The organism is Chromobacterium subtsugae (assembly GCF_035919665.1).
GTDB classification, from domain to species: domain Bacteria; phylum Pseudomonadota; class Gammaproteobacteria; order Burkholderiales; family Chromobacteriaceae; genus Chromobacterium; species Chromobacterium subtsugae.
In genome coordinates this window covers 1,973,188-1,999,870 of sequence record NZ_CP142381.1, presented here as the reverse complement: position 1 = coordinate 1,999,870, position 26,683 = coordinate 1,973,188, and the positions used below count along the sequence as shown (strand labels likewise).

Below are 26,683 nucleotides of genomic sequence, written 5' to 3'. Positions count from 1 at the left end.
ACCATACGGTCCGCTCATAACTAGACCAAGACAAGAGGAAAGCCACCGATGGACAAGCACCCACCCGTTCTGCCTTCCGCCCGCCCGCTGCAACGCCAGGATTACAAGACCCTGAGCCTGGCCGCGCTGGGCGGCGCGCTGGAATTCTACGACTTCATCATTTTCGTGTTCTTCGCCGTGGTGCTGGGCAAGCTGTTCTTCCCCCCCGCCATGCCCGACTGGCTGAGCCAGCTGCAAACCTTCGGCATCTTCGCCGCCGGCTATCTGGCGCGGCCGCTGGGCGGCATCGTGATGGCGCATTTCGGCGACCTGCTGGGCCGCAAGCGGGTGTTCACCCTCAGCATCCTGCTGATGGCGCTGCCGACGCTGGCGATGGGCATGCTGCCCACCTACCACGATATCGGCATCTGGGCGCCGCTGCTGCTGCTGGCGCTGCGCATTCTGCAAGGCGCGGCGATAGGCGGCGAGGTGCCGGGCGCCTGGGTGTTCGTCGCCGAGCACTCCCCCAGCCGCCACACCGGCTTCGCCTGCAGCATGATCACCGCCGGCCTCACCGCCGGCATCCTGCTGGGCTCGCTGATCGCCACCGCCATCAACCTGGCCTTCACCCCGCAGCAGATCGCCGGCTGGGCCTGGCGCCTGCCTTTCCTGATCGGCGGCGTGTTCGGCCTGGTGGCGATGCAGCTGCGTCAATGGCTGCATGAAACCCCGGTATTCGCCGAGCTGAAAGCGCGCAAGGCGCTGTCCGAGGAGCTGCCGCTGAAAACGGTGCTGAAGAAGCACAAGACGGCGGTGGCGCTGTCGATGTTCGCCACCTGGTTCCTGGCCATCGCCATCGTGGTGGCCATCCTGATGGCGCCGGCCTATCTGCAGAAGCAATTCAACATCCTGCCGGTGGACGCGCTGCGCGCCAACAGCCTGGCCATCGTGGCGCTGACCCTGGGCTGCCTGGTCGCCGGCGTGCTCTCCGACCGCATCGGCAGCGGCCTCACCTTCATCGGCGGCAGCCTGCTGCTGGGCGCCAGCAGCTACGCCTTTTACACCGTGCTGGCGGTGGACAGCAGCCAACTCTATCCGCTATACGCACTGCAAGGCTTCTGCGTCGGCATCGTCGGCGCGGTGCCGCTGGTGATGGTGCGCGCCTTCCCGGCGGCGGTGCGCTTCTCCGGGCTGTCGTTTTCCTATAACGTCGCCTACGCCTTCGCCGGCGGCCTCACCCCGGTGATTTTGTCGGTCTGGCTGAAATACGACGCGATGGCGCCGGCCTACTATCTGCTGCTGCAATGCCTGCTGGGCTTGCTGGTCGGCGTTTACCTGCTGGCGCGGCGGCGGGACGCCGGGCTGGCGGCCGGCATTCAGGCCTGAGGCGGGGGCGGGGGCGGCAGCAGGTCGGCCTCCGCCACTTCGGGCAGCCGCGCGGCCGGGTCTTGCCGGTAGAACAGGCTCAGTTGCCGGTACAGTTCCGGGTAATCGCGCCGCTGCAGATGGGGAATCTCGAAAAATGCCTCGCTCTGCACCGCGAAGAACTCCGCCGGGTTCTCGCTGGCGTACGGGTCCAGCCAGCCTTCCAAGCCATGGTCCACCTCGCGGCAGAACTGCCGGTAGGCCTGGTTCCACACCCGGCTCCACAACGCGCGGTCCATGCCTTTGTGCAGCGGCGGCGCGCCGTTGGCCGGGCCGTCCAGCATGTCGAACTGATGGGCGATCTCGTGCAGCGCCACGTTCCAGCCATCCAATAGCGGCGACTCGTTGACATCCGGCCAGGACAGCACCAGCGGCCCCTGGTAATGCGCCTGGCCGATCAGCACCTGCTCGCCCTCGTGGGTCAGCCCCATGCCGTCCTGCCAGCGGCTGCGCACCACGAAGGGCGCCGGATACAGCACGACCTCGCGCCAGTTGCCATAGGCCCCGATTCCCAGGTTCATGCCGGGCAACGCCAACTGCAGAACCGCCCGGCAGCGCATGGCGTCGTCCACCTCCATATCCTCCAGCGCGGTGATGGTCTTGGCCATCAGCAGCTCGCCGGCCAACTGCAGCAGGCGGCCGTTTTCCTCGGCGGACAGGCCGGCCAGCAACGGCATCGCCGCGGCTTCTTCCCGCAGTTTTTCCAGCAATGCGGGGGGCACCCGCTTGCCGCCCAGGCGGCGCATCCAGTCTAGCAGCATGAACTCTTGGCCTTGAATCGCGTCAGTCATGAATACCTTTGGGCGCGGCGGCGCAATTCAATGGCTCCCCGCCCTGCATCACAGGAGAAAAACATGACCGTCCCCATCTGGCACGATCTGGCGCTGAACCCGCTGGCGGCGTTCGGCATATTGCTGGCCCTGGGCGTGATAGGCGGCCAGATCGCCGTGCGCGTCGCCCGCTTGCCCGCCATCACCGGCTACATCGTCACCGGCCTGCTCATCGGCCCGTACAGCCTCAATCTGCTGGACCAGCAGCTGCTGAACGAAGCCTCGCTGTTCGTGCAGCTGGCGCTGGGCATCGCGCTGTTCGAGGCCGGCCGCCGCGTCGACCTGCGCTGGCTGCGGCTGGAGAAAACCCTGCTGGCCACCACCCTGCTCTACTGCCTGCTGGTGTTCGCGGCGCTGTACGCGCTATTGAGCGGCAATGGCTTCGGCCCCGCCGCCAGCCTGATGCTGGCCGCGCTGGGCATGGCCACCTCGCCCATCGTAGTGCTGGAGATCGTGCGCGAATCGCGCGCCGACGGCCAGGTGAGCGAACGGCTGCTGACCGCCACCGCGCTGTCCAGCCTGCTGGCGATGATAGGCTTCGCGCTGGCGCTGTCCTACAGCCATTTGTCCGCAAACCACAGCGTGGAGGACGGCATCCTGATGCCGGGCTGGCTGATTCTGGGCTCGGCGGCGCTGGGCCTGGCCGCCGGCCTGGTCACCACCCAGCTCAACCGCTGGCTGGGCGGCCACCAGCGCGACGCGCAGCGGGTGATGCTGTTCGGCCTGATCGCGCTGCTGGTCGGCCTGGCCGACATGCTGCAGCTGCTGGCGCTGCTGGCGCTATTGGTGGCCGGCATGAGTACCCGCAGCCTGCGCCACGGCTACACCGTCAGCGAACCGGGCATCCTGTCGCTCAGCCACGTGTTCACGGTGGCCTTCTTTGTCTCCGCCGGCGCCCACCTGTCGCCGCAGGCGCTGGCCTCGCATTGGCAGCTGGCCTTGCTGTGCCTGATCCTGCGCAGCGGCATCGGCATGCTGGTGTGGTGGCTGGCCGCGCGCGGCAACGGCCTCTCGCGCAAGCAGGGCGCCTGGCTGGGGCTGGCGCTCAGCCCGCTCACCGGCGGCTCGGCGCTGCTGCTGGGCCTGGGCATGGTGTCGCTGGGCGAAGCCGCCACCTCGTTCAGCGCCGCGCTGATGGCCGCCCTGCTGATCAACGAAATCGTCGCCCCCATCCTCACCCGGCTGGCGCTGCGCCTGGCCGGCGAAACCGCAGGAGCCAGCCATGCTTGAATTCAACCAAAGCCAGCCGCTCACCCTGGGCGTGGAGCTGGAGCTGATGATACTGAACCGCCGCGACTACAACCTGACGCGCGGATCCGACGACCTGCTGTTGCAAATCAACCGCAAGCCGCACGGCTTCGACATCAAGCCGGAAATCACCCAGGGCATGATAGAGATCGGCACCGCCATCCACCACGACGTCAACCAGATGCTGGAAGAGCTGCTGGCGATACGCCAATTGCTGGTGGACAGCGCCCACAAGCTCAACCTGGGACTGGCCGGCGGCGGCGCCCACCCGTTCCAGCACTGGGACGACCAGCGCATCTACCCCAAGGAGCGCTACCAACTGGTATCCGAGCTGTACGGCTATCTGGCCAAGCAGTTCACCGTCTACGGCCAGCACATCCACATCGGCTGTCCCGATGGCGACGCCGCGGTGCGACTCAACCACTACCTGGCGCGCTACATTCCGCACTTCATCGCGCTGTCGGCGTCATCGCCGTTCTACCAAGGCGTGGACACCGCCTTCCAGACCTCGCGCCTGACCAGCGTCAACGCCTTCCCGCTGTCCGGCTGCATGCCGGTGGTGGACAGCTGGGACAGTTTCAACCACTACTTCCAGCGCATGGCCTCGCTGGGCATCGTCGCCAGCATGAAGGACTTTTACTGGGACATCCGTCCCAAACCGGAATACGGCACGGTGGAAATCCGCATCTGCGACACCCCGCTGGCGATAGACACCCCGGTGCTGCTGGCCGCCTACGCCCAGATGCTGGCGCGGCGCTGCTTCGCCGAGGACTGGCACGACATCAGCCCCGAGCCCTACCTCACCTACAGCTACAACCGCTTCCAGGCTTGCCGCTTCGGCTTCGACGGCGTGCTGGTGGACGCCCGCTCCAATCGCCAGCAAGGCCTGCAGGAAGACCTGCTGGACAGCCTGAAAGCGCTGGACGAGCACGCCGAGGCGCTGAATTGCCAAGCCCAGCTGGCCCAGCTGCGCCAGCGCGCGCTCAAGCGCCACAGCGACAGCCAGTGGCTGCGCCAGATCCACGACCAGAGCGGCTCGCTCAGCGAAGTGGTGCGCCGGCAAAGCGAACACTGGATGTACGCCGGGCCGGGAGTGGGCGTAAACTGAACGCGTCGAAACATGCCTGAGGCATCATGCCCTTTCAACTTCCGCAACAGCCAGCGCCGGCGCTGCCCGCGCGCTGGTGCGTTTTCGACGGCAGCCAGCTGTGGCTGCTGGACAAGCGCCTCCCCTCCCTGCCGCCGGAAGGCTGCCAGTTGACCGGCACCAGCTTTCTCGGCGTGCACGAAGAGCACAATCTGTTCATGGCCGAACTGGTGGGAAACCGCCCCGAGCAAGGCGAATGGCTGCCGCTGCGGCCGGCCTTGATGGCGCTGCCGGCGGCGCAAATCCAGGCCGCGGCGCGCGCCGCCCAGCTGCGCCAGTTCCGCCACAGCCACCGCTATTGCGGCCATTGCGCGTCGCCGCTGCAAACCAGCCGGGACCAGGTCGGCAAACACTGCCCCAGCTGCGGCCAAGTCTACTATCCGCGCATCTCGCCGGCGATGATGGTGCTGGTCAACCGCGGCCGCGAGCTGCTGCTGGCGCGCAGCCCGCACTTCACCCCCGGCATGTACAGCGCGCTGGCCGGCTTCGTCGAACCCGGCGAAACGCTGGAGGAATGCGTGCACCGCGAAACGCTGGAAGAAGTGGGCATCCGGGTCAAGAATCTGCGCTACGCCTTCTCGCAGTCCTGGCCGTTCCCGCACTCGCTGATGCTGGCCTTCACCGCCGAGTACGACGGCGGTGACATCCGCCCGCAGGAAGACGAAATCGAGGACGCCGGCTGGTTCGACATCGACGCGCTGCCGACGCTGCCCAGCCCCATCTCCATCGCCCACCACCTGATCGCGCATGGCCGCGAGCTGATTCTCAAGCAGGAAACTTAAGCTCGGCTGAAAACCTGAAATGGCGGGGTGTTTCGATCCCGCCGCCCCTGCGCCGCATTCGCCCAACCGCCTCCAAAACCAGCCCGACTTCGGCAATATCCCACGTCGGCGTCGGCCAAACCCATCCCCTGTCTTTCATGCATAAAACTCACGCGCAATCCCTCGCCCGCCGCGGCAAAAATTCAAATAGAATATTTGCTCAAAGAAAGCGTTGCCAAATGCCGCTCGCCTTGCCCACCCCCGGATGAAAGAAGCAATCGTGAAACAGAAAACCCTGCTGAGCCTTGCCCTGACGCTGAGCCTGCCGCTTGCCTGCGCCCACGCGCAGGCTGCCGCCATGACCGTGGACAGCCTGGATGGGTCGGTCACCCGCAATGAAATCCAGTCCTTCGTCGATTACGCCCAGGGCCTGCAGCCAGGCGCGTCCAATGTCGGCAATGAATGGGCGCAGGGCCGCAGCGGCGAAAACCTGAAAGCCATGGCGCTGGTTTACGACATCGCCCCCAGCCAGCCGCTGCTGGACAAGATGGTGTCGTTTTGCGACGCTCTGCTGTCGGAACGCAATGACATCGCGCCCGCCCCTACGGGCCAGCGCGTGATCTGGACCGGCCGCATCGACCCGGTATGGCCGAACACGCCGGACGTCAGTCCGATCCAGACCGGCGGCGAGCAAGGCGACCCGGTCGGCCACCTGGCCAGCTGCGCGCGCCAAATCCTGAAAACCAGCGCCATCTACGACCAAAAGGTCGCCGGCGGCGACCCCTTCCTCTTCGGCGCCACTTATTTGCAACGCGCCAAGACTTATCTGCGCGAGGCCGACAAGACGGTCGACCAGCACATTCTGAAATCGCTGCTCAAGCTCAGCGACGGCAAACTGATGTACTTCGCCGCCAACGCGCCCTACAAGGGCGGACAGCCGGTGCCGTGGAACCAGCAGATGATGTTCGGTTACGGCTTTCTCAACCTGGCCCAGGCACATGAGCTGCTGCGAGACAATCCCTCCCTGGTCAAACGCTACGACCAGATCCTGCAGGCCAACCTAGACTGGTTCCTCCAGTCCGGCCTCACCCGCTACACCGACAAAGCCGGCCGCTCCGCCTACGATTGGGGCTACACCCTGCCCGACACCTCCGGCGAGGACAATAGCCATGGCAGCCTGGACACCGCCGGCCTGTACCGGCTGTATCAAAGCGGCCGCTACGGCCTGAAAGCCGCGCAGCTGGCGCCCATCGCCAACACCGTCCTCGACGTGATGCGCCTTGGCGACCGCCACTACGCTGGCCGCCTGAACGGCACCACCGGCACCGGCAACAGCAAGGACACCAACTACCTGCGCAGCGGCTACCTGTTCACCTCCCTGTTCCAGCCCAGCGCCTACTACACCATGATGAGCGACGCCGGCATCCAGGACGGCAGCACCGCCTCCCGCATCGACGCCTTCTCCCGCTTCCTGGCGGTGAAGGCCGCGCGCGCCGCCGGCAAAACACAGCGTTAAGCGCCCACGGGCCTGACCGCAAAAGCAAACCGCACAGACTGGCTGTGCGGTTTTTCATGTGCGCGCCAAAGCGCCAAGCTAGCCGTCCAGCCCCAGCATGATGTGCAGGCCCCACTCCCCGCCATGGAAACGATAGCGCCGCTCCGCCACCAGCAACCGCAGCGGCGGGTCGCCCAGCAAGAAGACATCGCCCTTGGCCGGCGCCGGATATCCATCTGGCAGTTGCTTGATCGGCGGCGGGTCCCCCTTTAAGGCGGCAATGGAAAACGGCGTGTATTCAAAGGTGATTTTCATGCAAAATCCTTTATTCCAAAAGGGTCATGAAATTCAACCATAGCAGGCCCGCCGGCATTTGCCAGATGGCGACGGGCTCCATCCCGCGCCAACAATCATCAAACCCTGCCATCAGCCAAAGCCCTTCCGCCACCGCCATATCCGATACCGCCCACTCGCCACCAACGCCATCGCATCTCGGCATCCCCGCCTGCGCGCGTCGCGCCACGCGAGTCCCTGGCCGCATGCCGAACACATGCTAATATAGGCAAATACGCGACATAACCTTGCTCGTTTTATCCAAACAACATCTCAAGCCAATATGAAACTTATCAAGCTCATCAGTCCCTTGATCGCCATCGGTCTGGCCATGGCCAGTTCCGTGAGCCACGCCGAACCGGAAGACCAGCCCCTGCCGGGCGACTTCCAGGCCGCTCCGGCGGCAAAACCGCTGCACAAATCACGCGCCAGCCAGGCAGCCCCCCGCGCCGCCAGCCACAACAAAGCCGCGCGCGCCAAGCATCACGCCCCCAAGGCCAGCCACGGCAAACTGAAACCCGCCAAAGCCCACGCTCACGCCAAGCACCACCGCCACACCGGCAAAAAACACGCGAAAAAGCCGCATGGCGCGCATCATGCCGCCAAGAAAGCCCACAAGCCGGCCAAAGCACACAAAAACAAACACCATAAAAACAAAAAGCTAGCCAAGAAGCATCACGCCAAGCATAAAAAAACGCAGTGACTAGCTTGTCAATCCAAAGAAAGCTCGGCATAATGCCAATCTCTTCGCCGGTGTAGCTCAGTTGGTAGAGCACCTGACTTGTAATCAGGGGGTCGCGAGTTCGATTCCTGCCGCCGGCACCAAGATTCATTCCCAGAAGCTTCTGGGAATACTGAAAAAGCCCGCAGACATTAGATCTGCGGGCTTTTTCATTTCCAGAGCCGTCCGCAGCCATCTCATGGATTCCAGCGCAAAAGCGGGGTATGTTTCGGGGTATGATCCAGTTTGATTATTGAGATACCCGACAGCCCTTACCGCCCAGACCGTGAAGCACATCCCCTCTTGAAGCAGCGCATCGTTGTCTCCACCAAACTGCGGCGCGATAAGCGCTCCAGCGTTTCCAGATTCGTCGCCCCAAGCGTTTGCACGCCGCAATCGCTGCGTTGCGGACTTCGCGGCCTGCAATTCCACTAGTTGACGCTCTTGCGCGGCGGAGTCACCGGCATAATCCCTCGCCCAAGCAGCGCAGCGTAACAACCCTGCGTGTCATAAGCACCATCCAGCGTCGCCGTAGCTATTGGCTTATCCGCAGGCAACTGCATTAACAACTCAGGCAGTATAGGTGCGTCGCCCACGCCGTTGCCGCTCACTTCGATGGCACGGATTTCCAGCGCTTCGGCATTGATGCCCAGATGTACCTTGCGCCACTGGCGACGATATTCGGCACCGTACTTTTTGCGTTTCCCCTCGCCCTCGTCGTGAAACTGGATGCCGGTGCTATCGACCAGCAGATGCCGCGGGCCGTTGCTGCGACGATAGCTGATCCGGACCCGCAAGGTACGCTGGCGACGGCATGGTGGAGTGATCCGGCACAGGCCAGTCAAACCCAGCCAATTGCAGCAGGCTATGCACCATGCCCAGACTCTTCCGCAACGGTAGACTGAACAGGCATTTGATGCTCAGACATAACTGGATGGCAGCATCGGTATATTTGGCTGGCCAACCGTGTCAAGTATCGGTTCCGATCAAGGGCAATGGTTTTAATCTGGTAGGATGCAACTCGCGCGCCTCCTCAAGAATGGGGTAGGCGGTAGCGCAGATGTGCGAATGGATGCGTTTGAAGTCGCGCAGGATGTCCAGATGCAAGGAGCTGCTTTCCAGGCTTTCCAATCGCCCTTCCCGCAGCCTCGCCAGGTGGCTTTCCGACATGGCCAATTCCAGTTCGCGGAATTTTGCCTTTTCATCCAACAAACGCCGCGCCGAACCGATATCGCCCGACAGAAAGAGGCTGAAAGCCAGTTTGAGATTGCCGATCAGCGTACGGTGCATCGCCGCCAGCTCTTCCGCCCCCTCACGGGAAAACTGCAGCTTATGCTTGATTTTTTTGCCGGCCAGCTCCATCAAGTTCTTGTCTATGATGTCGCCGATGTGCTCCAGGTTGACCGACAAGGCCATGATTTCCATCGCCTTGCGCCCCTCCTGCTCCTCCAGGCTATTGCTGGTAAGCCGCACCAGATAAAATTTGACCGCCTCATGCAGGCCGTCAACGGCATCATCCAGCCGAGACACGTCCGCCATCAATTTGCGATCATCGGTCTGCAACACCGTCATCGTCTTGCGCAGCATGTCTTCAATGATGTCGCCCATATGCAAGGTCTCGCGGGCGGCGCAAGCCAGAGCCACCGTCGGCGTCTCCAGCGCGCTGGCATCCAGATACTGCGGCGCGGACAGGTCATCCACCGCCTTCTGCTCCGGCAACAGGCACTCCAGCCAGCCCGCCAGCGGCTTCAACGGCAGCATGAACAGCGCCGCCATCAACAGATTGAACGCGGTGTGGAAATCGGCCGGCTGCCGCCAAGGGTCGGGATCGACCGTAGCCAGCAAGGCCGCCACCGGCCCCAGCGCCGGTAGAAAGATCGCGCATCCCGCCACGCGATTGATCAGATTGCCCAGCGGCAAGCGCCGGGCGGCGGAGTTGCCGCCAGAGGCCGCTTCCAGCAGCGGATTGATCGCACTGCCGAGATTGGCGCCCAATACCAGAGCCAGCGCCGCGCCTGGCGCGATGAAATGCGAAGCGCTCAGCGACATGACCAGCAGAACGGTAGCGACGCTGGAGTGAGCGGCCCAGCTGAGAAAAGCGCCTATCAACAGATTGAGCATGGGATCATGGGTGAGCGCCGCCAGCACCTCGCGCGTCAAAGGCGCGTTTTCCGCCGGCGCCAGCGTTTCCATCAACGCATGCAGCGACAGCAGCATCAAGCCCAGACCGATGGCCACTCTTCCCATATCGCGGGTCAAAGTGCCAGATCCACGCTTGAAGGCGATGACGCCGCCAATCAGCAGCACCGGCGAGAACAACGAAGTATGAAACGACAGCAGCTGCACGATCAGCGTGGTGCCGACATTCGCCCCCAGCATCACTGCCAGCGCCGGCGTCAGCTCCACCATGCCGGAAACGGAAAAGGAAGTCAGCATCAGCGCCGTGGCGGTGCTGCTCTGCAACAGCGCAGTCATGCCGAACCCCGCCAGAAACGCCAATGCGCGGTTGCGCAAGGCTCGGCCCAGCCAATGGCGCATGTTCGCGCCAAAAGCGCGCACGATGCCGCTGTGCACCATGTGCAAGCCCCACAACAACAGCGCCACCCCGCCTATCAGATCCAACAGCACCGTACTGGCCATATAGCGCCTCCGCGGAGAAACGTCTTGGCTCGGCATCGGCTATCGCCCGTCTTCAACAGAGACCAGTCCTCGCCCCGGATGCCCGCTCTTTCATTGCAAGGCATAATTCACCGGCAAGCAAGGAAAACACTATCAAAAAAGCTTGAAAATATCGGGAAAAGCGCAGCCTACAATAAAAATGGCCAGCTGCCTGAAGCACTCAGGCAGCTGGCCGTCTGCATGCGGCTCGAAACAGGATCAGCGCTGGCGGCCCGCCTGCCACAACACATCGGGCACCCCGCCCTGGCGGTTGAGATAACGCGCCAGCACAAACAGGAAATCCGACAAGCGGTTCAGATAGCAGCGCAGCGCCTGGGACGGCTCTTCCTCGCGCGCCAGCGCCACCACAGCCCGCTCCGCGCGGCGGCAGACCGAGCGCGCCTGGTGCGCCAGCGCGGCGCTGCGCAAACCGCCGGGGAGGATGAACTCCCTCAACGGCCCCAGCTCCTCATTCATGAAGGACACCAGGCCTTCCAGCGCCTGGACGTGGGAATCGCTTATCGCTTGATAGCCCGGCACGGCCAGTTCCGAACCCAGATCGAACAGATCATGCTGGACTTCGCTCAGCCACTGCGGCAGCGGCTCCGGCAACGGCTCCGCCAGCAGCACGCCCATTACCGAATTGAGTTCGTCCACGTCGCCCAGCGCCTGAATGCGGGCGCTATCCTTGGCCACGCGGCTGCCGTCGCCTAGCCCGGTGCTGCCGTCATCCCCGGTGCGGGTGACGATATCCGACAAACGGTCAGCCATGGCCGTCTCCATCCTTCATCGATGCGCCGACATCGCCCAGCGCCTGGCGCAGGCTTTCCTTCAACGCGTCGCCGAACAGCATTTCATAGTCTTCCTTCAGTTGGTGCATCATGCCCGACAGCATTTGCTTGGCCTGAACCTCCACCGCCTCCTGCAGCCACAAGGAGAGCTCCACCTTCATCCGCGGCAGCATCTGCTCATACAGCGAATTGAACAGCGCTTGCTCATCGAACGGGGGTGCGGCCGGCCCCCGGCCGGCGCTGCCCGCCGCTGCCATCGCGGCGATCTTCACCACCGCAACCGGGCTGGGCTCAGCCAGAGCTGGCAAAACTGACGCGTCGCCAGCTGGCGGCTGAGCCGCCTCGGGCGCGGCATGGCCGCTCCGCCCGCCCAGCAGGCCGGACAATGCGGGCAAATCCTCATCCTCGACCACGCCAAACGCCGCATCGCCGGACTCGGCCGCTTCGTCGACAAGCTGCGCTTCCAACATCGGCGCTTCAGGCTCGGCAATGGCTTCGCTCACTTCCGGCGCAGCCGCCGCTTCGACCAGCTCGGGCTCCAGCGCGTCTGCAACTACCGGAATGTCGAAGGACTCCATCACATCCGCCTCGACCGGCTCGAAGGCCGCCACCGGTTCCGACTGCGCGGCCGCTTCAGCGGCAGGCAGTTCTTCCGGCATCGGCGCTTCCGACTCGGCAATGGCTTCGCTCACTTCCAGCGCAGCCGCCTCTTCGGCCGGCTCAGGCTCCTGCGCGTCGGTGACCACTGGCATGTCGAAGGACGCAATCGTCTCCGTCTCGAACGGCTCGAATGCCGCCGCGGCTTCCGGCTGCGCGGCCACTTCAGTGACAAGCGGTTCGGCCGGCATCGGCGCTTCCGGCTCGGCAATGGCTTCGCTTACTTCCAGCGCAGCCGCCTCTTCGGCCGGCTCAGGCTCCTGCGCGTCGGTGACCACTGGCATGTCGAAGGACGCAATCGTCTCCGTCTCGAACGGCTCGAATGCCGCCGCGGCTTCCGGCTGCGCGGCCACTTCAGTGACAAGCGGTTCGGCCGGCATCGGCGCTTCCGGCTCGGCAATGGCTTCGCTTACTTCCAGCGCAGCCGCCGCTTCGGCCGGCTCCGGCTCCAGCGCGTCGGCGACCACCGGAATGTCGAAGGACGCAATCGTCTCCGCCTCGACCGGCTCGAATGCCGCCGCGGCTTCCGGCTGCGCGGCCGCTTCTGCGGCAGGCAGTTCGGCCGGCATCGGCGCTGCCGGCTCGGCAATGGCTTCGCTCAATTCCGGCGCAGTCGCTTGCCCGGCATCTTGCATGGCCCGCTCATCCGCCAGAACGCGTTCGGCCTCCTGCAGCACCTGCTCCTGGGAGGCCGGCGGGATTTCCGGTTTGGGCAGGGAGGACAGCCATTCCAGGCCGGTTTCCGCCGGCGCCGGCTCGCGGCCCACGCCGCCGCCCAGCACCCCGCTTGGCAGGCTGTCTATCGATATCGAAGTAAATGCGGGCGGCTCCGCGATTGGGGACGGTTCCGAGTGGGGCGCGGCTTCGCCGCTCTCCTCCGGCGTCGCCATATCCAGCGCCATCGGCTCCGCTAATGCGGATTCCGCCGCTTGTGAAGATGCCGCCACCACGTCTTCCCAGCTCAGCTCCGGTTCCGCCGAGGCTGTGCTTGCGCTGGCCGCTTCCGCAGCCTTCGCCTCGACAGGCTCGGACGGCGTCAAATCTTCGGCGGCCGGCGCGGCAGACGGCAGCTGCGCGTCGCGGGGCTCCAGCACGAAGCCCAGCCCATCGGCCGACTCGTCCGCGCCGTCGGCATCGCTCAACTCCAGCGAAGGCAGGTTGCTGAAGTCCAGCCCGCCCAGAGAGGCGGACTCGTCGGCCGCGGGGGCATCATCGGCCAGCAGATCGGCCAACGACAGCTCTGGGATTTCCAGTTCGGCCTCGCCGTCCAGCTCGGCGGCAAGCACATCCAGCTCGGAAGAGAAGTCGAACTCGGGAACCTCCGCCGCGGTGGCCGGCGCCTCTTCCGCCAGAACCGGCACCGCCGGCTCCTCCACCACATCGGTCAAAACCGGCAGGTTGAGACCGTTCCAGTCTGCGTCATTGGCCTTCGGCGACTCAGTCATGATGACGTTTGGCTCATGTCGTGATGTTGGACTTCGCAGCCATGCTCACGGTAGGCACGGAAGCGCTCGCGGGCGGTCGCCAGCGAGGCCGGATCCCGCCCTACTATCTCAAGAATGCGCTCGAAGCGTTCGATTGCATAGGGCAGCTGCGGCCCCAGGTTCAGCAGTACCGGATGCGCCAGATCGTCGGGCAGGCGGGCCGTCAGCCAGACCGGAGTCTGGCCCGCCTCCGGCGCTTCCAGCCGGCAATGCGGCACGAAGCGGGTATCGCCGAAACTCCACAAGCGGTTGCTGAACACCTCGACTTCGCGTTCGCTGTCCAGCCAGATCAGCAACCGTTCCTGCTTGCGCTGCACGGTATCGGCCAATCTGCAGGCAAAAGCCTGCGGATCGGCGACATTAGTGTAAAAATCAATCCTGGTCATCTTCTGCCACTTCAGGCGTCTCACGACGCGGGCGGCCCCTGCGCACCACATTGCCCAGCGCGATGTCGGCGCGGTCCTGCAGGAACTGCACCAGGAGCGGCACCGGGCGCGCGGTGGCGCCCTTTTCCTTGCCGCCCTTCCAGGCGGTGCCGGCGATGTCCAAGTGCGCCCAATCGTAAGCCTTGGCGAAACGCGACAGGAAGCAGGCCGCGGTGACGCTGCCGCCCGGACGGCCGCCGATATTGGCCATATCGGCGAACGGGCTCTTCAGCAGCTCCTGGTATTCGTCCCACAGCGGCATGTGCCAGGCGCGGTCTGCCACTTCTTCGCCGGCGGCCAATAGCTCGCGCGCCAGGCTGTCCTGGTTGCTGTAGAGGCCGGTGGCGATATGGCCCAGCGCGATCACGCAGGCGCCGGTGAGGGTGGCGACGTCGATCACGGTGGCCGGGCCGAAACGCTCGGCGTAGGTCAGCGCGTCGCACAGGATCAGGCGACCTTCGGCGTCGGTGTTCAGCACTTCGATGGTCTGGCCGGACATCGAGGTGATGATGTCGCCAGGCTTCACCGCGTTGCCGTTGGGCATGTTCTCGCAGGCCGGCACGATGGCCACCAGGTTCAGCGGCAGGTTCATTTCCACCGCGGCGCGGAAGGCGCCCAGCACGGTGGCGGCGCCGCACATGTCGTACTTCATTTCATCCATGCCCTCGCCCGGCTTCAGCGAAATGCCGCCGGAGTCGAAGGTGATGCCCTTGCCCACCAGCACGATGGGCTTGTCGTTCTTGTCCTTGGCGCCCTGGTGCTTGAGCACGATCAGGCGGGCCTCTTCAGAGCTGCCCTTGGCTACCGACAGGAAGGAATGCATGCCGAGATCGGCGATTTCCTTCGGCCCCAGCACCTCGGCCGCGGCACCGAAAGCTTCGGCCATTTTCAGCGCTTCGCCGCCCAGATAGGCCGGCGTGCAAACATTGGGCGGCAGATTGCCCAGGTCCTTGGCCAACCGCATGCCGCTGCCGATGGCCAGGCCGCGCTGCAGGCCCTTTTCGCCGTCGGCCAGGTCGCTGCGGCGCGGCACGGCCAGCGTCAGCTTGCGCGGCTCGCGCACCGGCTCGTCGGACTTGCTCTTGAAGCGGTCGAAGCGGTACAGCACGTCCAGGGTGACCACCGCGGCCTGCTCGATCATCCACTCGACATCGTGCTTCTTCACCGTGAGTTCGGACAGGTAGCTGACGGCTTCGCCGGCGGAAGTCTGGGTCAGCGCCTTGATCGAGGCGCGCACCGCCTCGCGGTATTCCTTGGCGCGGAATTCGCGTTCCTTGCCCAGGCCGACCAGCATCACGCGGTCGCACAGCGTGTGCGGCACCGAATGCAGCACCAGCGTGCTGCCCAGCTTACCCTCCATGTCGCCGTGGCGAATCACGTCGCTGATGAAGCCGTTGGAGATGCGATCGAGCAGATCGGCGGCAAAGGTCAGCTTGCGGGATTCGTATACGCCGACTATCACGCAGGCGACGCGCTGCTTCTCCGGGCTGCCGCTTTTTATGTTAAATTCCATAGGTACTCCGCTTGTAGAACGAGTGTCGGTTGCTCCACCTCATGACGGCCGTCTAAGCTCGGGAAAGACGGGCGCGCTTACCGCCGGTGAACGCAAGATTGTTGTAATGGTCCAAATTTGCCAAAAACGGCGCTTCAGAATTGTCTCATCGAATTATCACAATGCTTTTCACAAAAAGTCAAAAAGGCACTGAATAAATGGTTTTTCAAAAAAGCCTGACACGCGAATTGACTTTGACCGCCCTGGGCGTTTTCGTCGTGTTGCTGGCCATCATCGTCTCCACCCAAGCCATCAACCTGCTGGGCCGCGCCGCCGAAGGCCAGATCGCCAACGAGGCGGTGACCGCGCTGATCGGCTTCTGGACGCTGGGCTTTTTCCCGGTACTGATGATTCTCACCGTCTTCGTCAGCGTGCTGGTGGTGCTCACCCGCAGCTGGCGCGACCACGAAATGGTGGTGTGGCTGTCCTCCGGCCTGTCGCTGCGCGACTGGATCTGGCCCATCATGCGCTTCGCCCTGCCCTTGGCGATATTGATCGCCGGCGTCACCCTGTTCGTCGGGCCGTGGGCCGACCAGCGCAGCCAGGACTACGCGGAAATCATCAAACGCCGCGAGGAGATCTCCGCCATTTCCCCGGGCGTGTTCAAGGAATCGGCGTCGTCGACCAAGGTTTACTTCATTGAAAATTATTCCGGCCTGCACAGCGCCGCCACCAATATTTTCATGCAAGACATGACCGACGGCAAAGTCAGCACCATTTTCGCCAAGCATGGCTATATTTCGACCAAACCCGACGGCGAACGGGTATTGGTGCTGGAAGACGGCCAGCGTTATGTCGGCGAACCGGGCAAAGCCGATTATCAAGTCGGCGAATTCAAACGCTATACGGCCAGCATAGGCGAAGGCCAGGCGATCAACGGCCCGGCCAGCAACCGCCAATCCATCCCCACCAGCCAATTGCTGGGCAGCGGCAACCCCGAGTACAAGGCCGAGCTGGCCTGGCGGCTATCCATGCCGATCAGCTGCATCATCCTGGCGCTGCTGGCGCTGCCGCTGTCCTACTACAATCCGCGCAGCGGCCATACCTACAACCTGCTGTTCGCGCTGTTGGCGTTCTTCGTCTATCAGAACGGCCTCACCGTCGCGCGCAACTGGATCACGCAAGGCAAAACCGGCGTGTGGGCGGTGGCGGTGGTCCACATCCTGATGCTGCTGCTGGCGTTGGCTCTGCTCAAGCACCGCAACCGGCCGCAGATTCCGTTCGGCCAGTCGCTGGCGCAGATGCTCGGTAAAAACTGACAGACCTTTCCGATGAAACTCATTCACCGCTACATCGTCAGCACGCTGACCCAGTCCACCCTGTTCACCCTGCTGGCCCTGCTGGGCCTGTATGGCTTTTTCGACCTGCTGGGCGAAGTGCCCGCGCTGGGCACCGGCAATTACACCGCCGGCGTGATGGCGGGCTACGTGGCGCTGTTGATGCCGGGCCACGCCTACGAACTGATGCCGCTGGCGGTGCTGATCGGCGGCATGGTGGCGATGACCCAGCTGGCCAGTTCCAGCGAATACACGGTCATCCGCACCTCAGGCGTCACCCTGCGGCAGATTGCCGCCACGCTGCTCAAATTCGGCCTGGGCTTCGCCGTCCTCACCATCCTGCTGGGCGAATTTCTCTCGCCGTGGGCGATGCAGGAGGCGGAACGGATGAAATTGTCGGCCACCCACTCGATGGTGGCGCAGGAGTTTCGCTCCGGCATCTGGGTGAAGGACAACCAGAACTTCATCAACGTGCATGAAATGCTGCCGGACAACACCCTGCTCGGCGTGCGCATCTACACCTACGACCAGAATTTCAAACTGGTGCGCACCCGGCTGGCCGAGAAAGGCACCTTCCTGAAGAACGAGCGCAGCTGGCAGCTGGAGAACGTCAAGGAAACCGAAATCGCGCGCGACCACACCGCCAGCAGCACCTACCCGCTGCTGAAGTGGAAATCCATCGTCGAGCCGGAAATCCTGTCCGTGCTGCTGGTAGTGCCGGAGCAAATGTCGGCGCTCAATCTGCTCACTTACATCGAGCACCTGAAAAAGAACAAGCAGCAGACACAACGCTACGAAATCGCGCTGTGGAGCAAACTGTTCTATCCGCTGGCCTGCATTTCGATGGCGCTGGTGGCGCTGGCCTTCACCCCGCAGCAGCGCCGCCACGGCCAGCTGGGCATCAAGCTGTTCGCCGGCATCTGCCTGGGCGTCAGCTTCCACTTCGTCAATCGCCTGTTCGGCCACCTGGGCCTCCTGTACGACTGGAACGCCATCCTGTCGGCCACCTTGCCGACGCTGAGCTTCCTGCTGGCCGGCATCGCCATCATCGTCAAACAGGAAAGGCGCTGACATGGCGCTTGCGGCCGCTCCCCTCCAGCACTGGCGGCAGACGCTGGCCGACAAGCGACAGCAACTGGCCGAACGCTACCGCGCCGAGCGCAATCCGCAGGCCTATCTGCGGCATTACAGCCAGGCGGTGGATGAAGTGCTGGCCGAACTGTGGCGCGAACAGGGCCTGGACGAATCCGCCAGCCTGATCGCGGTGGGCGGCTACGGCCGCGGCCAGCTGTTTCCCGGCTCGGACGTCGACATTCTGATCCTGCTGCCCGAGCCCACCCCGGCGGAAACCGCCGACAAGGCCAGCCGGTTCATCGCGCTGATGTGGGACATCGGCCTGGAGATCGGCCACAGCGCGCGCACGCCGGGAGAATGCCTGCGCGAGGCCGCCGCCGACATCACCGTGGAAACCAATCTGCTGGAGAACCGGCTGGTGGCGGGCCCGGCCGAGCCGTGGCGCGCCTTGATGGCGCGGCTGGAGGCGCAGCGCGACCCGCTGGCCTTCTTCGAAGGCAAGACGCTGGAGCAGCAGCAGCGCCACACCCGCCACTTCGGCGTCAGCAACAATCTGGAGCCCAACCTGAAGGAAAGCCCGGGCGGCCTGCGCGACCTGCACACCATACTGTGGATCAGCAAGGCGACCGGGCTGGGCGACAACTGGGACGCGCTGGTGCGGCGCGGCATCCTCACCCTGGCAGAAGCCAGGCTGATCAAGCACAGCGAAGACCAGCTGCTGAAGCTGCGCATCGATTTGCACCTGTTGGCGCGCCGCCGCGAAGACCGGCTGATCTTCGACCTGCAGCAACAGGTGGCGCTGGCCTGGGGCCTGGCTGACACGCCGGCCAAGCGCGCCAGCGAGCAGCTGATGCAGCTCTACTTCCGCGCTGCCAAGACAGTGAACCAGCTCAACGGCATCCTGCTGCCCAATCTGCGCGGCCGCATCTACTGCCAGGTGCCGCGCGTCACCCAGCACATCAACGACTACTTCCACTCGGTCAACGGCATGCTGGGCATCCGCGAGGCCAATGTCTTCGACAAGCATCCGCAGGCGATACTGGAAGCCTTCCTCACGCTGCAGCGCCATCCGGAACTGTCGGGCTTCGCGCCGCGCATGCTGCGCGCGCTGTGGCACGCGCGCAGCCAGATCAACGAACGTTTCCGCCAGGACGCGCGCAACCGCCAGACCTTCATGCAGATCTTCCGCGAGCCCGCCGGCCTTACCCGCACGCTCAGGCGCATGAATCTGTACGGCATCCTGGGACAATACCTGCCCAACTTCGGCCAGATCGTCGGCCAGATGCAGCACGACCTGTTCCACGTCTACACCGTGGACGAACACATCCTGATGGTGGTGCGCAATCTGCGCCGCTTCGCCATCAGCGCCTACAACCACGAGTACCCGTTCCTGTCGCGGCTGATCGGCGATTTCGAGCAGCCGGAAGTCCTGTACCTGGCCGGACTGTTCCACGACATCGCCAAGGGCCGCGGCGGCGACCATTCGCAGTTGGGCATGGCCGACGCCGAAACCTTCTGCCGCCAGCACGGCCTGTCGGAGGAAAACAGCCGGCTGGTGAGCTGGCTGGTCGGCCAGCACCTCACCATGTCCAGCATCGCGCAGAAACAGGACATCTACGACCCGGAAACTGTGCAGCGCTTCGCCGACCTGGTGGAAACGCCGCGCCGGCTGGCCGCGCTCTACCTGCTGACGGTGGCCGACATCCGCGGCACCAGCCCCAAGGTGTGGAACGCCTGGAAGGCCAAGTTGCTGGAGGACCTGTACCACGCCACCTACCGGGTGCTGTCGCGCGGCGGCGGCATGGACATCAATTCCGAACTGGAAGCCCGCAAAAACCAGGCGCGCGCGCAATTGCGGCTGCACGCGATCCCCGACGGCGCCGAGGCCGGCCTGTGGGCGCAGTTGGACACCGTCTACTTCCTGCGCCACGAGGCCAAGGAAATCGCCTGGCACGCCCGCGCGCTCAACCGCCAGCTGGCGCCGGCCCAACCCATGGTGCGGGCGCGGCTGGCCGACGACCACGAAGGCATCCAGGTGCTGATCTACTCGTCGGACAAGCCCGAGCTGTTCGCCCGCGCCTGCGCCTTCTTCGGCCGCACCAACTACAGCATCGCCGACGCCAAGGTCTACACCACCCGCCACGGCTACGCGCTGGACACCTTTCATGTCTTCGTCCCCGAGCATCACGACGGCGACTACCGCGACATGATCAACTTCATCGAATTCGAGCTGGCCGCCAGCCTGGCGGAGGACAAGCCGCTGCAGCTGCCGCCGCCGGGCCGCATCAGCCGCCACCTCAAGCACTTCCCGATCACGCCGCAGGTATCGATGCGGCCCGACGACCGGGACAGCGCCTTCGTGCTGTCCATCGTCGCCGGCGACCGGCCGGGCCTGCTGGCCCGCATCGCCAAGGTGCTGGCCGACTACCGGCTGGACGTGCAGTCGGCCAAGATCATGACCTTGGGCAGCCGCGCCGAGGACTCCTTCCTGATCCGCGGCGCGGCGCTGAAGGACGACAAGACCGCGCTGGCGCTGGAAACCGCGCTGATCGCCGCGCTGCGCGTCTGAATTTCGAATTGTAATATTTCATGCCGTGACGTTAATATTGCATTGCACAATGCAAGGAGCATGGCATGGACGATATTCTGCGCGACATCCCCGACCAGATCGAAAGCGAACGCCTGATTCTGCGCAGCCCGCAGCCGGGCGACGGCCCCATCGTATATTCCGCAGTCTGCGCCTCGCTGGAAGCGCTGCGCGCTTTCCCGGCCTCCATGCCCTGGGCGCTGGAAGAGCCGTCGGTCGATATCTCGGAAACCTTCTGCCGCCAAAGCCGCGTCGATTACCTCTCCCGCAAAACCCTGACCATGCTGCTGTTTTTGAAGGATGGCGGCCACTTCGTCGGCGCCAGCGGACTGCATGACATCAACTGGAAACACCGGCGGGCGGAGATCGGCTTCTGGGTCCACCGCGACTGGCAGGGCCAGGGCCTGGTCAGCGAAGCCGCCCGCGCCATCTGCGCATTCGCGCGGCAGGAACTGGGCCTGCGCCGCATCGCCTGCCTGGCCGATGAGCAAAACGTGGCCAGCCGCCGCGTGGCGGAACGCGCCGGCTTCACGCTGGAGGGCATCATGCGCCAGGAGCGCATCGCGCCGGACGGCAGCCTGCGCAACACCACCCTGTACGCGCTGACCAACTGAACACGCCGAAACCGGAGCCGACATGCAAAACTTCAAGCTGGCCCAGCCCGACGCGGTGCTGCGCTACCACGACCTTCCCGGCCACGGCGCGCCGCTGCTGATGCTGCACGGCCTCGGCTGCGCCTCGTCGTTCGACTACCCGCGCCTCCTGGCCGAACCGGCCCTCGCCGGCCGCCGCGCGTTGCTGGTGGACCTGCTGGGCTTCGGCTTCAGCGACAAGCCCGACGACTTCCGCTACGACACCGGCTCGCAGGCCCTGGCGCTCAGCCAATGGCTGGAGCGGCTGGATCTGCCCGCCGTCGACCTGTTCGGCCACAGCATGGGCGGCAGCGTCGCCATCGAGCTGGCCACGCTACAGCCTGGCCGCGTGCGGCGGCTCATCGCCGCCGAGCCCAATCTGGACAGCGGCGGCGGCAGTTTCAGCCGCGCGCTGGCGGCCTGGGACGAGCGGGATTACATCGAACGCGGGCACGCCGAGATCATAGCCGCCTGCCGCGGCGACAATCCCGCCTGGGCCGGCAGCATGGCGGCCGCTTCACCGCTGGCCGCGCACCGCGCCGCCGCCGAACTGGTCAAGGGCCGCCCGGTCGGCTGGCGCGAGCAATTGCTGGCGCTGACCATGCCGCGCTGCCTGATCTTCGGCGCAAAATCGCTGCCGGACCCGGACACCGAATGGCTGCCGCGGCACGGCGTCGCCATCCGCATCGTCGCCGACGCCGGCCATTCGCTGGCCTGGGACAATCCGGCGGGCCTGGCCGCCGCCATCGCCGGCGCGCTGGCGGACCCAGACTGACGATCCCGCGCCAATGCCGCCCGTGACTGTCTTGACTTTGACCAATGTCGATGCCGGCGTTATGCTTCGAGGCTTAGCATTACGTTAACGTAAGTTCAGACATGATTTACTTTGAAGACCTGCAGCCCGGCCAACGCTTCCTCAGCCCGACCCACACGCTGAGCGAGGCGGAAATCATCGCCTTCGCCCGCCAGTTCGATCCCCAGCCTTTCCACATCGACCCGGCTGCGGCGAAAGACTCCTTCTTCAACGGGCTGGCCGCCAGCGGCTGGCACACCAGCAGCCTCTCCATGCGGCTGGTGGAAGGATCGGCGCTGGGCCAGGCAGCCAACGGCCTGATCGGCATGCAGATCGACCAGATGCTCTGGCCGCAGCCGACCCGGCCCGGCGACACGCTGCAGGTGGAAGTGGAAGTGCTGGATAAGCGCCGCTCCGGCAGCCAGCCCGGCTTCGGCGTGGTTAAGGTGCGCTGGCAAACCCGCAACCAACGCGGCGAAACCGCCATGCAGCTGGAGTGCGCGATCTGGCTGCAATGCCGCGACAGCCAGGTGCCGACCGCCGACTGAGAGACAGGCCGGCCGGCGTCTGGCCGCCGGCTCAGCGGTGGACCTGGATCATCTCCACATCGCGCAGCGCGGCCAGGGTGCGGCCGCCGGCGTAGCTGATCGACGATTGCAGGTCTTCCTGCAACTCGCGCAGCAGCTTGGGAATGCTGCCCTTGTACTCCACCAGAATCTTCTTGCCTTCCACGTTGACGTAGGCGCCTTTGTTGAACTGCGAGGCGCTGCCGAAGTATTCCTTGTAGTGCTTGCCGCCGATTTCCACGATTTCGCCGGCCGACTCGTCGTAGCCGGCGAACAGCGAGCCGGCCATGATCATGGCGGCGCCGCACACGATGGCCTTGGCCATGTCGCCATGCTCGACGATGCCGCCGTCGGCGATCACCGGCACGCTCACCGCGCCGACACAGTCGCGCACCGTGGAAATCATCGGGCGGTGGAAGCCGGTCTTGTTCTTGGTGATGCAGACGCGGCCGCCGGCGATGCCGGCCTTGATCGCGTCGCAGCCCCAGGCTTCGAGGTCGCGCGCGGCGGCGGCGGTGGCGACGTTGCCGCCGATCAGGAAGGTGGCGGGGAAGTGCCGCTTGATGTGCTTGATCATGCGCTCGGCCTTCACGCACCAGGCGTTGGCGATGTCCAGCGTCATGTATTCCGGCGACAAGCCGGCGGCTTGCAGCGCGGCCAGTTGCTCGTAGGTGTCGTCGTTGACGCCGACGCTGATGGAGGCGAACAGGCCCTTGCCCTGCATGTCGGCGGTGAAAGCCACCGCGTCCACATTGAAGCGGTGCATGGTGTAGAACCAGCCCTGGCGGGCGAAGAACTCGCAGGTTTCGGCCGACACCACCGACTTCATGTTCGACGGGTAAATCGGCATGGCGAAACGGCGCGGGCCGAATTGCACGCCGGTGTCGCACTCCTTGCGGCTGTCGACAACGGTTTTCTTCGGCACCAGGTATACGTCGCCGTAGTTGAGTTCGGTCTGGATCATGCGTGTGCTCCCAAAGACAGGTATGGATGAAAAAACAGGGGCCCCAAACAAAGACGGGAGCCCGATGGGCTCCCATTTGCACTGACCCCTGCGACGCCTGTTTCGGCTCGCACGCAGTTACGAAACAAAGCTACGCCGCTTGGCGGCGGCCGTCAAGTGTTTCGAAGTAAAAATATTTCCTACTTGTCGCACCAGGCGCTCGGATCTTCGCCCAGCCAGCGCAGGATAGGCAGCCAGGCCTCGCGGTCGCGCAGGGTGCGCGAGGCCGGCAAGTCGAACAGCGACATTCCCTCCGCCGCCGCCTGCACGTACAGCTGGGTGTCGCGCAGCCAGCTGAGCACCGGCACGTCGTGGCGAGCCAGGAACTGCTCCAGTTCGCGCGCTGAGCGGGTGCGCGGATCCACCCGCATGCCCACCACCGCCATATAGGCCTTGTTCTTGCGGATAGCCTTTTCCTCCAGCATCTGCTCGAAGAAAGCCTCGCTGGCCCACATGTCGAATGGCGAGGGCTGAATCGGGACGATCACGTGACCCACCTGCGACAGCAGCGAGGTGAGCTTCTTGCCGTGCAGACTGGCGGGACTGTCCAGCACCACCACTTCGGTGCCCTTGGGCGGACGCTTGGGCTCGTTGGGCGCCACTTCCCAGCCGGCGATGCCCGGCAGACCGGCGCCGCGCTGCGCCAGCCAATGCAGCGAAGTCTGCTGGCGGTCTACGTCTCCCAGCATCACCTTCTTGCCGCTGGCGGCGAAATAAGCGGCCAGATTGGTGGCCAGCGTGGATTTGCCGCTGCCGCCCTTGGGATTGGCTATCAGTACCGACTGCACATCGTCCTCCCCTGTCTGCTGAACCCAGCCACTATACCAGAGCCATGGCGCCGGCCGCTGCCGGATGGCAAGCGCCCGCCTCGACAAGCCGGCGGCCCTGGTTGCACAATCCAGACAGAAACAGTCAATCCAAGCGGGAGAAACACGATGTCACGCAGCTTCGACGCGCTATTGTTCGACATGGACGGCTTGATGCTGGACACCGAGCGCATTTCCAACGAGACCTGGCGCCGCGCCGGCGCCGAGCTGGGAATCGAAATCAAGGAGGAAATGCTGGACGCGATGGTGGGCCTGTCCTTCAAGGATTGCGTCGATTTCGTCGCCGAATACCTGGATGACGCCGAAGCGGCGGACCGGCTGCAGCTGGGGTCGGACAAGCATTACCAGCACATCCTGCGCCACGAGCCTATCCCGCTGAAAACCGGCATTCTGGAGCTGCTGCGCTGGGCCGAGCAGCAAGGCATCCCGCGCGCGGTCGCCACCTCGACCCAGCGCTTCAAGGCCGATCTCAAACTGACCCGCAGCGGCCTGGACGCCTTTTTCGACATCACCGTCGCCGGCGACGAAGTGCCGCGCGCCAAGCCCGCGCCGGATGTCTACCACGCGGCGGCTAGCCGGCTGGGCGTGGCGCCGCAACGCTGCCTGGTGCTGGAGGATTCCCGCTTAGGCCTGCAGGCCGGCGTCGCCGCCGGCGCCCGGGTGATTCTGGTGCCGGATCTGCTCACTCCCAGCGCCGAAGACCGCGCCAGCGCGCTGGCGGTGTGCGGCGACCTGCACCAGGCGCTGGAGCTGATCCGCGCGCTGTAGCCGCTCAGCCCAGGCCGCGGATGCGGGACAGCAGCTCGTCCAGCACGTCCTCGGCCCGGTCCGACGGCACCTGGCAAGTGCCGGCCGCGTCATGGCCGCCGCCGCCGTACTGCAGCATCAACGCGCCGATATTGGTGCGCGCGCTGCGGTCCAGGATGGACTTGCCGACAGCGAACACGGTGTTTTGCCGGTTCAGCCCCCACATCACGTGGATGGAGATATTGCAGTCGGGAAACAGCGCATAGATCATGAAGCGGTTGGTCGGGTGGATGGTTTCCTCGTGCAGCAGGTTCAGCACCACCACGTTGCCGTGCACCCGGGAACAGCGCAGGATTTGCTCCTTGGCCTGGGTTTCGTGCTCGCGGTACAGCGCCACCCGCTCCATCACGTCGGGCAGCTGCAGGATTTCATCGATGCCGTGATTGCGGCAGTAGCCGATCAGATCCATCATCAGCTGAAAATTGCTGACCTTGAACTCGCGAAAACGCCCCAGCCCGGTGCGGGCGTCCATCAGGTAGTTGAGCAGCACCCAGCCCTTGGGATTGAGGATTTCCTCGGCGCTGAACTGGGCGGAGTCGGCCTTGTCCACCGCCGCCATCATCTCATCGCTGATGCCGGGAAACGTCTTCTTGCCGCCGTAGTGGTTGTACACCACCCGCGCCGCCGACGGCGCCTTGGCATCGATCACGTAGTTGTCGGCGTCGGTGGCGTTGCGCAGCGTTTCCGACAGGTGGTGGTCGAACACCAGGTGGGCCTTGGCCACATACGGCAGATTGGTGGTGATGTCGTCGGCGCTGATGTCCACCTTGCCGTCCTGCATGTCCTTCGGGTGGGCGAACTTCACCTCGTTGATCAGCTTGAGCTCGTTGAGCAGCACCGCGCAGACCAGGCCATCGAAATCGCTGCGCGTCACCAGACGATATTGCTTCTGCGTCATTCCCGTTCTCCCGTTTCTCCCGCGTTGCCCTCAGCCGTCCGACAACAGCCGGATCGCGCCGGACATCCCGTCCGTCAGCCGCGCCACGCCCGCGCCGCAGGCCGCCTCGGGCAGCGCTATGGTCAGCAGCGCCTGCTCGCCATACTCCAGCGCCAGCACGGCGAACCCCAACTCCTGGCACAGCCGCCGCAGCCTGGATTCGGCCGAAAAATCCACCGCCAGCCGCAGCCGGCGCATCTTCACCACCTCGGCCAGGCTGGCCTGCTCCAGCGCGGCGTTGACAGCTTGAGTGTAGGCCCTCACCAGGCCGCCCGCACCCAGCTTGATGCCGCCGAAATAGCGCACCACCACGGCAAGCACATTGGTGATTTCCTTGTGCTGCAATACGTTATACATCGGTTTGGCGGCGGTGCCGGAAGGTTCGCCGTCGTCGTCCAGCATCGAATCCCCGGCGCACAGCAGCACCGCGCAATAATGGCGCGCGTCCGGCCACTGCCGGCGGATGTCGGCCAGCGCGCTTTCCGCCTCGGCGCGGCTGGCCGCCGGCAGCAGCACGCCGATGAAGCGGCTCTTGCGGATTTCGATTTCGGCGCTGGCGCGGGCCTGCAACTGGAACATTCGCGTCTTCCTGCGGTCTGAAAGGACCGGATTGTAAACCCGGGACAGGCTGTCCGCCCATTAACGGTCTAAACTGAAAGCAGAACAAGGGCTTG

At 64.6% G+C, this 26,683-nt stretch carries 24 protein-coding genes, 1 tRNA gene and 1 pseudogene; 14 read left to right on the top strand and 12 right to left on the bottom strand.

Annotated elements, in window-relative coordinates; translation table 11 throughout:
• The first annotated feature begins 48 nt into the window (after positions 1-48).
• Complete coding sequence (locus tag U6115_RS09930) at positions 49-1,365, top strand: MFS transporter (protein WP_043581117.1); 1,317 nt, start codon at positions 49-51, stop codon at positions 1,363-1,365.
• On the opposite strand, the gene U6115_RS09925 is transcribed toward U6115_RS09930, so the two are convergent.
• Positions 1,356-2,195 carry a M90 family metallopeptidase gene (locus U6115_RS09925; RefSeq protein ID WP_043581115.1) on the bottom strand — a complete coding sequence of 280 codons (840 nt, stop codon included), beginning with the start codon at positions 2,193-2,195 and terminating at the stop codon, positions 1,356-1,358. The two genes, U6115_RS09930 and U6115_RS09925, sit on opposite strands and share 10 nt — an antisense overlap.
• A gap of 63 nt (positions 2,196-2,258) precedes the next feature.
• On the opposite strand from U6115_RS09925, the gene U6115_RS09920 reads away from it, so the two are divergent.
• The 4 genes from U6115_RS09920 (at position 2,259) to U6115_RS09905 (ending at position 6,906) form a co-directional block, all read left to right on the top strand.
• Entirely contained in the window at positions 2,259-3,464 is a 1,206-nt protein-coding gene (locus U6115_RS09920) for a cation:proton antiporter (RefSeq protein ID WP_043581114.1), read from the top strand.
• Entirely contained in the window at positions 3,457-4,590 is a 1,134-nt protein-coding gene (locus tag U6115_RS09915; RefSeq protein WP_043581112.1) for a YbdK family carboxylate-amine ligase, read from the top strand. Before U6115_RS09920 ends, U6115_RS09915 begins: the two co-directional genes overlap by 8 nt.
• Positions 4,591-4,616: 26 nt before the next feature.
• Entirely contained in the window at positions 4,617-5,411 is a 795-nt protein-coding gene (gene nudC / locus U6115_RS09910) for an NAD(+) diphosphatase (RefSeq protein ID WP_043581110.1), read from the top strand.
• Positions 5,412-5,670: 259 nt separating this feature from the next.
• Positions 5,671-6,906 carry a hypothetical protein gene (locus tag U6115_RS09905; RefSeq protein WP_146008335.1) on the top strand — a complete coding sequence of 412 codons (1,236 nt, stop codon included), beginning with the start codon at positions 5,671-5,673 and terminating at the stop codon, positions 6,904-6,906.
• 78 nt (positions 6,907-6,984) lie between these two features.
• Here the strand turns inward: U6115_RS09905 and U6115_RS09900 are convergent, their stop codons facing one another.
• Positions 6,985-7,200, bottom strand: coding sequence for a hypothetical protein (locus U6115_RS09900; RefSeq protein ID WP_043581106.1), 216 nt, complete (start codon positions 7,198-7,200; stop codon positions 6,985-6,987).
• 301 nt (positions 7,201-7,501) lie between these two features.
• Between U6115_RS09900 and U6115_RS09895 the strand changes: the two genes are divergently transcribed.
• Together U6115_RS09895 and U6115_RS09890 are read left to right on the top strand one after the other, a co-directional pair.
• Positions 7,502-7,921 carry a hypothetical protein gene (locus U6115_RS09895; RefSeq protein ID WP_146008336.1) on the top strand — a complete coding sequence of 140 codons (420 nt, stop codon included), beginning with the start codon at positions 7,502-7,504 and terminating at the stop codon, positions 7,919-7,921.
• A gap of 46 nt (positions 7,922-7,967) precedes the next feature.
• Positions 7,968-8,043, top strand: a tRNA-Thr gene (locus U6115_RS09890).
• A gap of 195 nt (positions 8,044-8,238) precedes the next feature.
• Here the strand turns inward: U6115_RS09890 and U6115_RS22780 are convergent.
• From U6115_RS22780 to U6115_RS09855, 6 genes and pseudogenes are all read right to left on the bottom strand, one after another.
• A pseudogene (locus tag U6115_RS22780) lies at positions 8,239-8,890 on the bottom strand (IS5 family transposase); the annotation flags it as partial.
• An 18-nt stretch (positions 8,891-8,908) separates the two neighbouring features.
• Positions 8,909-10,579 carry a Na/Pi cotransporter family protein gene (locus tag U6115_RS09875; protein ID WP_043581103.1) on the bottom strand — a complete coding sequence of 557 codons (1,671 nt, stop codon included), beginning with the start codon at positions 10,577-10,579 and terminating at the stop codon, positions 8,909-8,911.
• Positions 10,580-10,816: 237 nt separating this feature from the next.
• A complete protein-coding gene (locus U6115_RS09870) occupies positions 10,817-11,368 on the bottom strand; it encodes a cob(I)yrinic acid a,c-diamide adenosyltransferase (RefSeq protein WP_043581101.1) in 552 nt (183 codons plus the stop codon).
• Positions 11,361-13,490 carry a hypothetical protein gene (locus U6115_RS09865; protein WP_059184264.1) on the bottom strand — a complete coding sequence of 710 codons (2,130 nt, stop codon included), beginning with the start codon at positions 13,488-13,490 and terminating at the stop codon, positions 11,361-11,363. Before U6115_RS09865 ends, U6115_RS09870 begins: the two co-directional genes overlap by 8 nt.
• On the bottom strand, positions 13,487-13,915 hold the full coding sequence (locus U6115_RS09860; RefSeq protein WP_043575880.1) for a DNA polymerase III subunit chi: 429 nt from the start codon (positions 13,913-13,915) through the stop codon (positions 13,487-13,489). The genes U6115_RS09865 and U6115_RS09860 overlap by 4 nt, the downstream gene beginning before the upstream one ends.
• On the bottom strand, positions 13,902-15,467 hold the full coding sequence (locus U6115_RS09855) for a leucyl aminopeptidase (protein WP_047243761.1): 1,566 nt from the start codon (positions 15,465-15,467) through the stop codon (positions 13,902-13,904). The genes U6115_RS09860 and U6115_RS09855 overlap by 14 nt, the downstream gene beginning before the upstream one ends.
• Positions 15,468-15,664: 197 nt before the next feature.
• Here U6115_RS09855 and lptF point away from each other — a divergent pair, with 197 nt between their 5' ends.
• The 6 genes from lptF to U6115_RS09825 all read left to right on the top strand — a co-directional run bounded on the left by lptF (position 15,665) and on the right by U6115_RS09825 (position 22,417).
• Positions 15,665-16,765: an LPS export ABC transporter permease LptF gene (lptF, locus tag U6115_RS09850; RefSeq protein ID WP_043575887.1), complete on the top strand. Its 1,101-nt coding sequence runs from the start codon at positions 15,665-15,667 to the stop codon at positions 16,763-16,765.
• A 12-nt stretch (positions 16,766-16,777) separates the two neighbouring features.
• Complete coding sequence (gene lptG, locus U6115_RS09845) at positions 16,778-17,854, top strand: LPS export ABC transporter permease LptG (protein WP_043575888.1); 1,077 nt, start codon at positions 16,778-16,780, stop codon at positions 17,852-17,854.
• A 1-nt stretch (position 17,855) separates the two neighbouring features.
• Complete coding sequence (locus U6115_RS09840; protein ID WP_043575889.1) at positions 17,856-20,426, top strand: [protein-PII] uridylyltransferase; 2,571 nt, start codon at positions 17,856-17,858, stop codon at positions 20,424-20,426.
• Positions 20,427-20,491: 65 nt separating this feature from the next.
• Positions 20,492-21,058, top strand: coding sequence for a GNAT family N-acetyltransferase (locus tag U6115_RS09835; RefSeq protein WP_043575890.1), 567 nt, complete (start codon positions 20,492-20,494; stop codon positions 21,056-21,058).
• Between the two features lie 22 nt (positions 21,059-21,080).
• Positions 21,081-21,851, top strand: coding sequence for an alpha/beta fold hydrolase (locus U6115_RS09830; RefSeq protein WP_043575895.1), 771 nt, complete (start codon positions 21,081-21,083; stop codon positions 21,849-21,851).
• A 101-nt stretch (positions 21,852-21,952) separates the two neighbouring features.
• Positions 21,953-22,417: a MaoC family dehydratase gene (locus U6115_RS09825; protein ID WP_043575897.1), complete on the top strand. Its 465-nt coding sequence runs from the start codon at positions 21,953-21,955 to the stop codon at positions 22,415-22,417.
• Between the two features lie 31 nt (positions 22,418-22,448).
• Here U6115_RS09825 and U6115_RS09820 read toward each other — a convergent pair whose 3' ends face one another.
• A complete protein-coding gene (locus U6115_RS09820; RefSeq protein ID WP_043575898.1) occupies positions 22,449-23,399 on the bottom strand; it encodes a GMP reductase in 951 nt (316 codons plus the stop codon).
• A 179-nt stretch (positions 23,400-23,578) separates the two neighbouring features.
• Positions 23,579-24,226, bottom strand: coding sequence for a ParA family protein (locus U6115_RS09815; protein ID WP_043575903.1), 648 nt, complete (start codon positions 24,224-24,226; stop codon positions 23,579-23,581).
• Positions 24,227-24,373: 147 nt separating this feature from the next.
• Between U6115_RS09815 and U6115_RS09810 the strand changes: the two genes are divergently transcribed.
• The gene (locus U6115_RS09810) at positions 24,374-25,033 is read left to right on the top strand and encodes an HAD family hydrolase (RefSeq protein WP_043575906.1); all 660 of its coding nucleotides are present in this window, start codon (positions 24,374-24,376) and stop codon (positions 25,031-25,033) included.
• Positions 25,034-25,037: 4 nt separating this feature from the next.
• Here the strand turns inward: U6115_RS09810 and U6115_RS09805 are convergent, their stop codons facing one another.
• Positions 25,038-25,970 carry an exopolyphosphatase gene (locus U6115_RS09805; RefSeq protein ID WP_043575909.1) on the bottom strand — a complete coding sequence of 311 codons (933 nt, stop codon included), beginning with the start codon at positions 25,968-25,970 and terminating at the stop codon, positions 25,038-25,040.
• Positions 25,971-26,000: 30 nt separating this feature from the next.
• A complete protein-coding gene (locus U6115_RS09800; protein ID WP_043575912.1) occupies positions 26,001-26,588 on the bottom strand; it encodes an IMPACT family protein in 588 nt (195 codons plus the stop codon).
• Between the last annotated feature and the right edge of the window lie 95 nt (positions 26,589-26,683).

Bases quoted from the DNA above. Each gene is read 5' to 3' on its own strand.
- U6115_RS09930 (WP_043581117.1), top strand. From the start codon at position 49: ATGGACAAGCACCCACCCGTTCTGCCTTCCGCCCGCCCGCTGCAACGC.
- U6115_RS09925 (WP_043581115.1), bottom strand. From the start codon at position 2,195: ATGACTGACGCGATTCAAGGCCAAGAGTTCATGCTGCTAGACTGGATG.
- U6115_RS09920 (WP_043581114.1), top strand. From the start codon at position 2,259: ATGACCGTCCCCATCTGGCACGATCTGGCGCTGAACCCGCTGGCGGCG.
- U6115_RS09915 (WP_043581112.1), top strand. From the start codon at position 3,457: ATGCTTGAATTCAACCAAAGCCAGCCGCTCACCCTGGGCGTGGAGCTG.
- nudC (WP_043581110.1), top strand. From the start codon at position 4,617: ATGCCCTTTCAACTTCCGCAACAGCCAGCGCCGGCGCTGCCCGCGCGC.
- U6115_RS09900 (WP_043581106.1), bottom strand. From the start codon at position 7,200: ATGAAAATCACCTTTGAATACACGCCGTTTTCCATTGCCGCCTTAAAG.
- U6115_RS09895 (WP_146008336.1), top strand. From the start codon at position 7,502: ATGAAACTTATCAAGCTCATCAGTCCCTTGATCGCCATCGGTCTGGCC.
- U6115_RS09875 (WP_043581103.1), bottom strand. From the start codon at position 10,579: ATGGCCAGTACGGTGCTGTTGGATCTGATAGGCGGGGTGGCGCTGTTG.
- U6115_RS09870 (WP_043581101.1), bottom strand. From the start codon at position 11,368: ATGGCTGACCGTTTGTCGGATATCGTCACCCGCACCGGGGATGACGGC.
- U6115_RS09865 (WP_059184264.1), bottom strand. From the start codon at position 13,490: ATGACTGAGTCGCCGAAGGCCAATGACGCAGACTGGAACGGTCTCAAC.
- U6115_RS09860 (WP_043575880.1), bottom strand. From the start codon at position 13,915: ATGACCAGGATTGATTTTTACACTAATGTCGCCGATCCGCAGGCTTTT.
- U6115_RS09855 (WP_047243761.1), bottom strand. From the start codon at position 15,467: ATGGAATTTAACATAAAAAGCGGCAGCCCGGAGAAGCAGCGCGTCGCC.
- lptF (WP_043575887.1), top strand. From the start codon at position 15,665: ATGGTTTTTCAAAAAAGCCTGACACGCGAATTGACTTTGACCGCCCTG.
- lptG (WP_043575888.1), top strand. From the start codon at position 16,778: ATGAAACTCATTCACCGCTACATCGTCAGCACGCTGACCCAGTCCACC.
- U6115_RS09840 (WP_043575889.1), top strand. From the start codon at position 17,856: ATGGCGCTTGCGGCCGCTCCCCTCCAGCACTGGCGGCAGACGCTGGCC.
- U6115_RS09835 (WP_043575890.1), top strand. From the start codon at position 20,492: ATGGACGATATTCTGCGCGACATCCCCGACCAGATCGAAAGCGAACGC.
- U6115_RS09830 (WP_043575895.1), top strand. From the start codon at position 21,081: ATGCAAAACTTCAAGCTGGCCCAGCCCGACGCGGTGCTGCGCTACCAC.
- U6115_RS09825 (WP_043575897.1), top strand. From the start codon at position 21,953: ATGATTTACTTTGAAGACCTGCAGCCCGGCCAACGCTTCCTCAGCCCG.
- U6115_RS09820 (WP_043575898.1), bottom strand. From the start codon at position 23,399: ATGATCCAGACCGAACTCAACTACGGCGACGTATACCTGGTGCCGAAG.
- U6115_RS09810 (WP_043575906.1), top strand. From the start codon at position 24,374: ATGTCACGCAGCTTCGACGCGCTATTGTTCGACATGGACGGCTTGATG.
- U6115_RS09805 (WP_043575909.1), bottom strand. From the start codon at position 25,970: ATGACGCAGAAGCAATATCGTCTGGTGACGCGCAGCGATTTCGATGGC.
- U6115_RS09800 (WP_043575912.1), bottom strand. From the start codon at position 26,588: ATGTTCCAGTTGCAGGCCCGCGCCAGCGCCGAAATCGAAATCCGCAAG.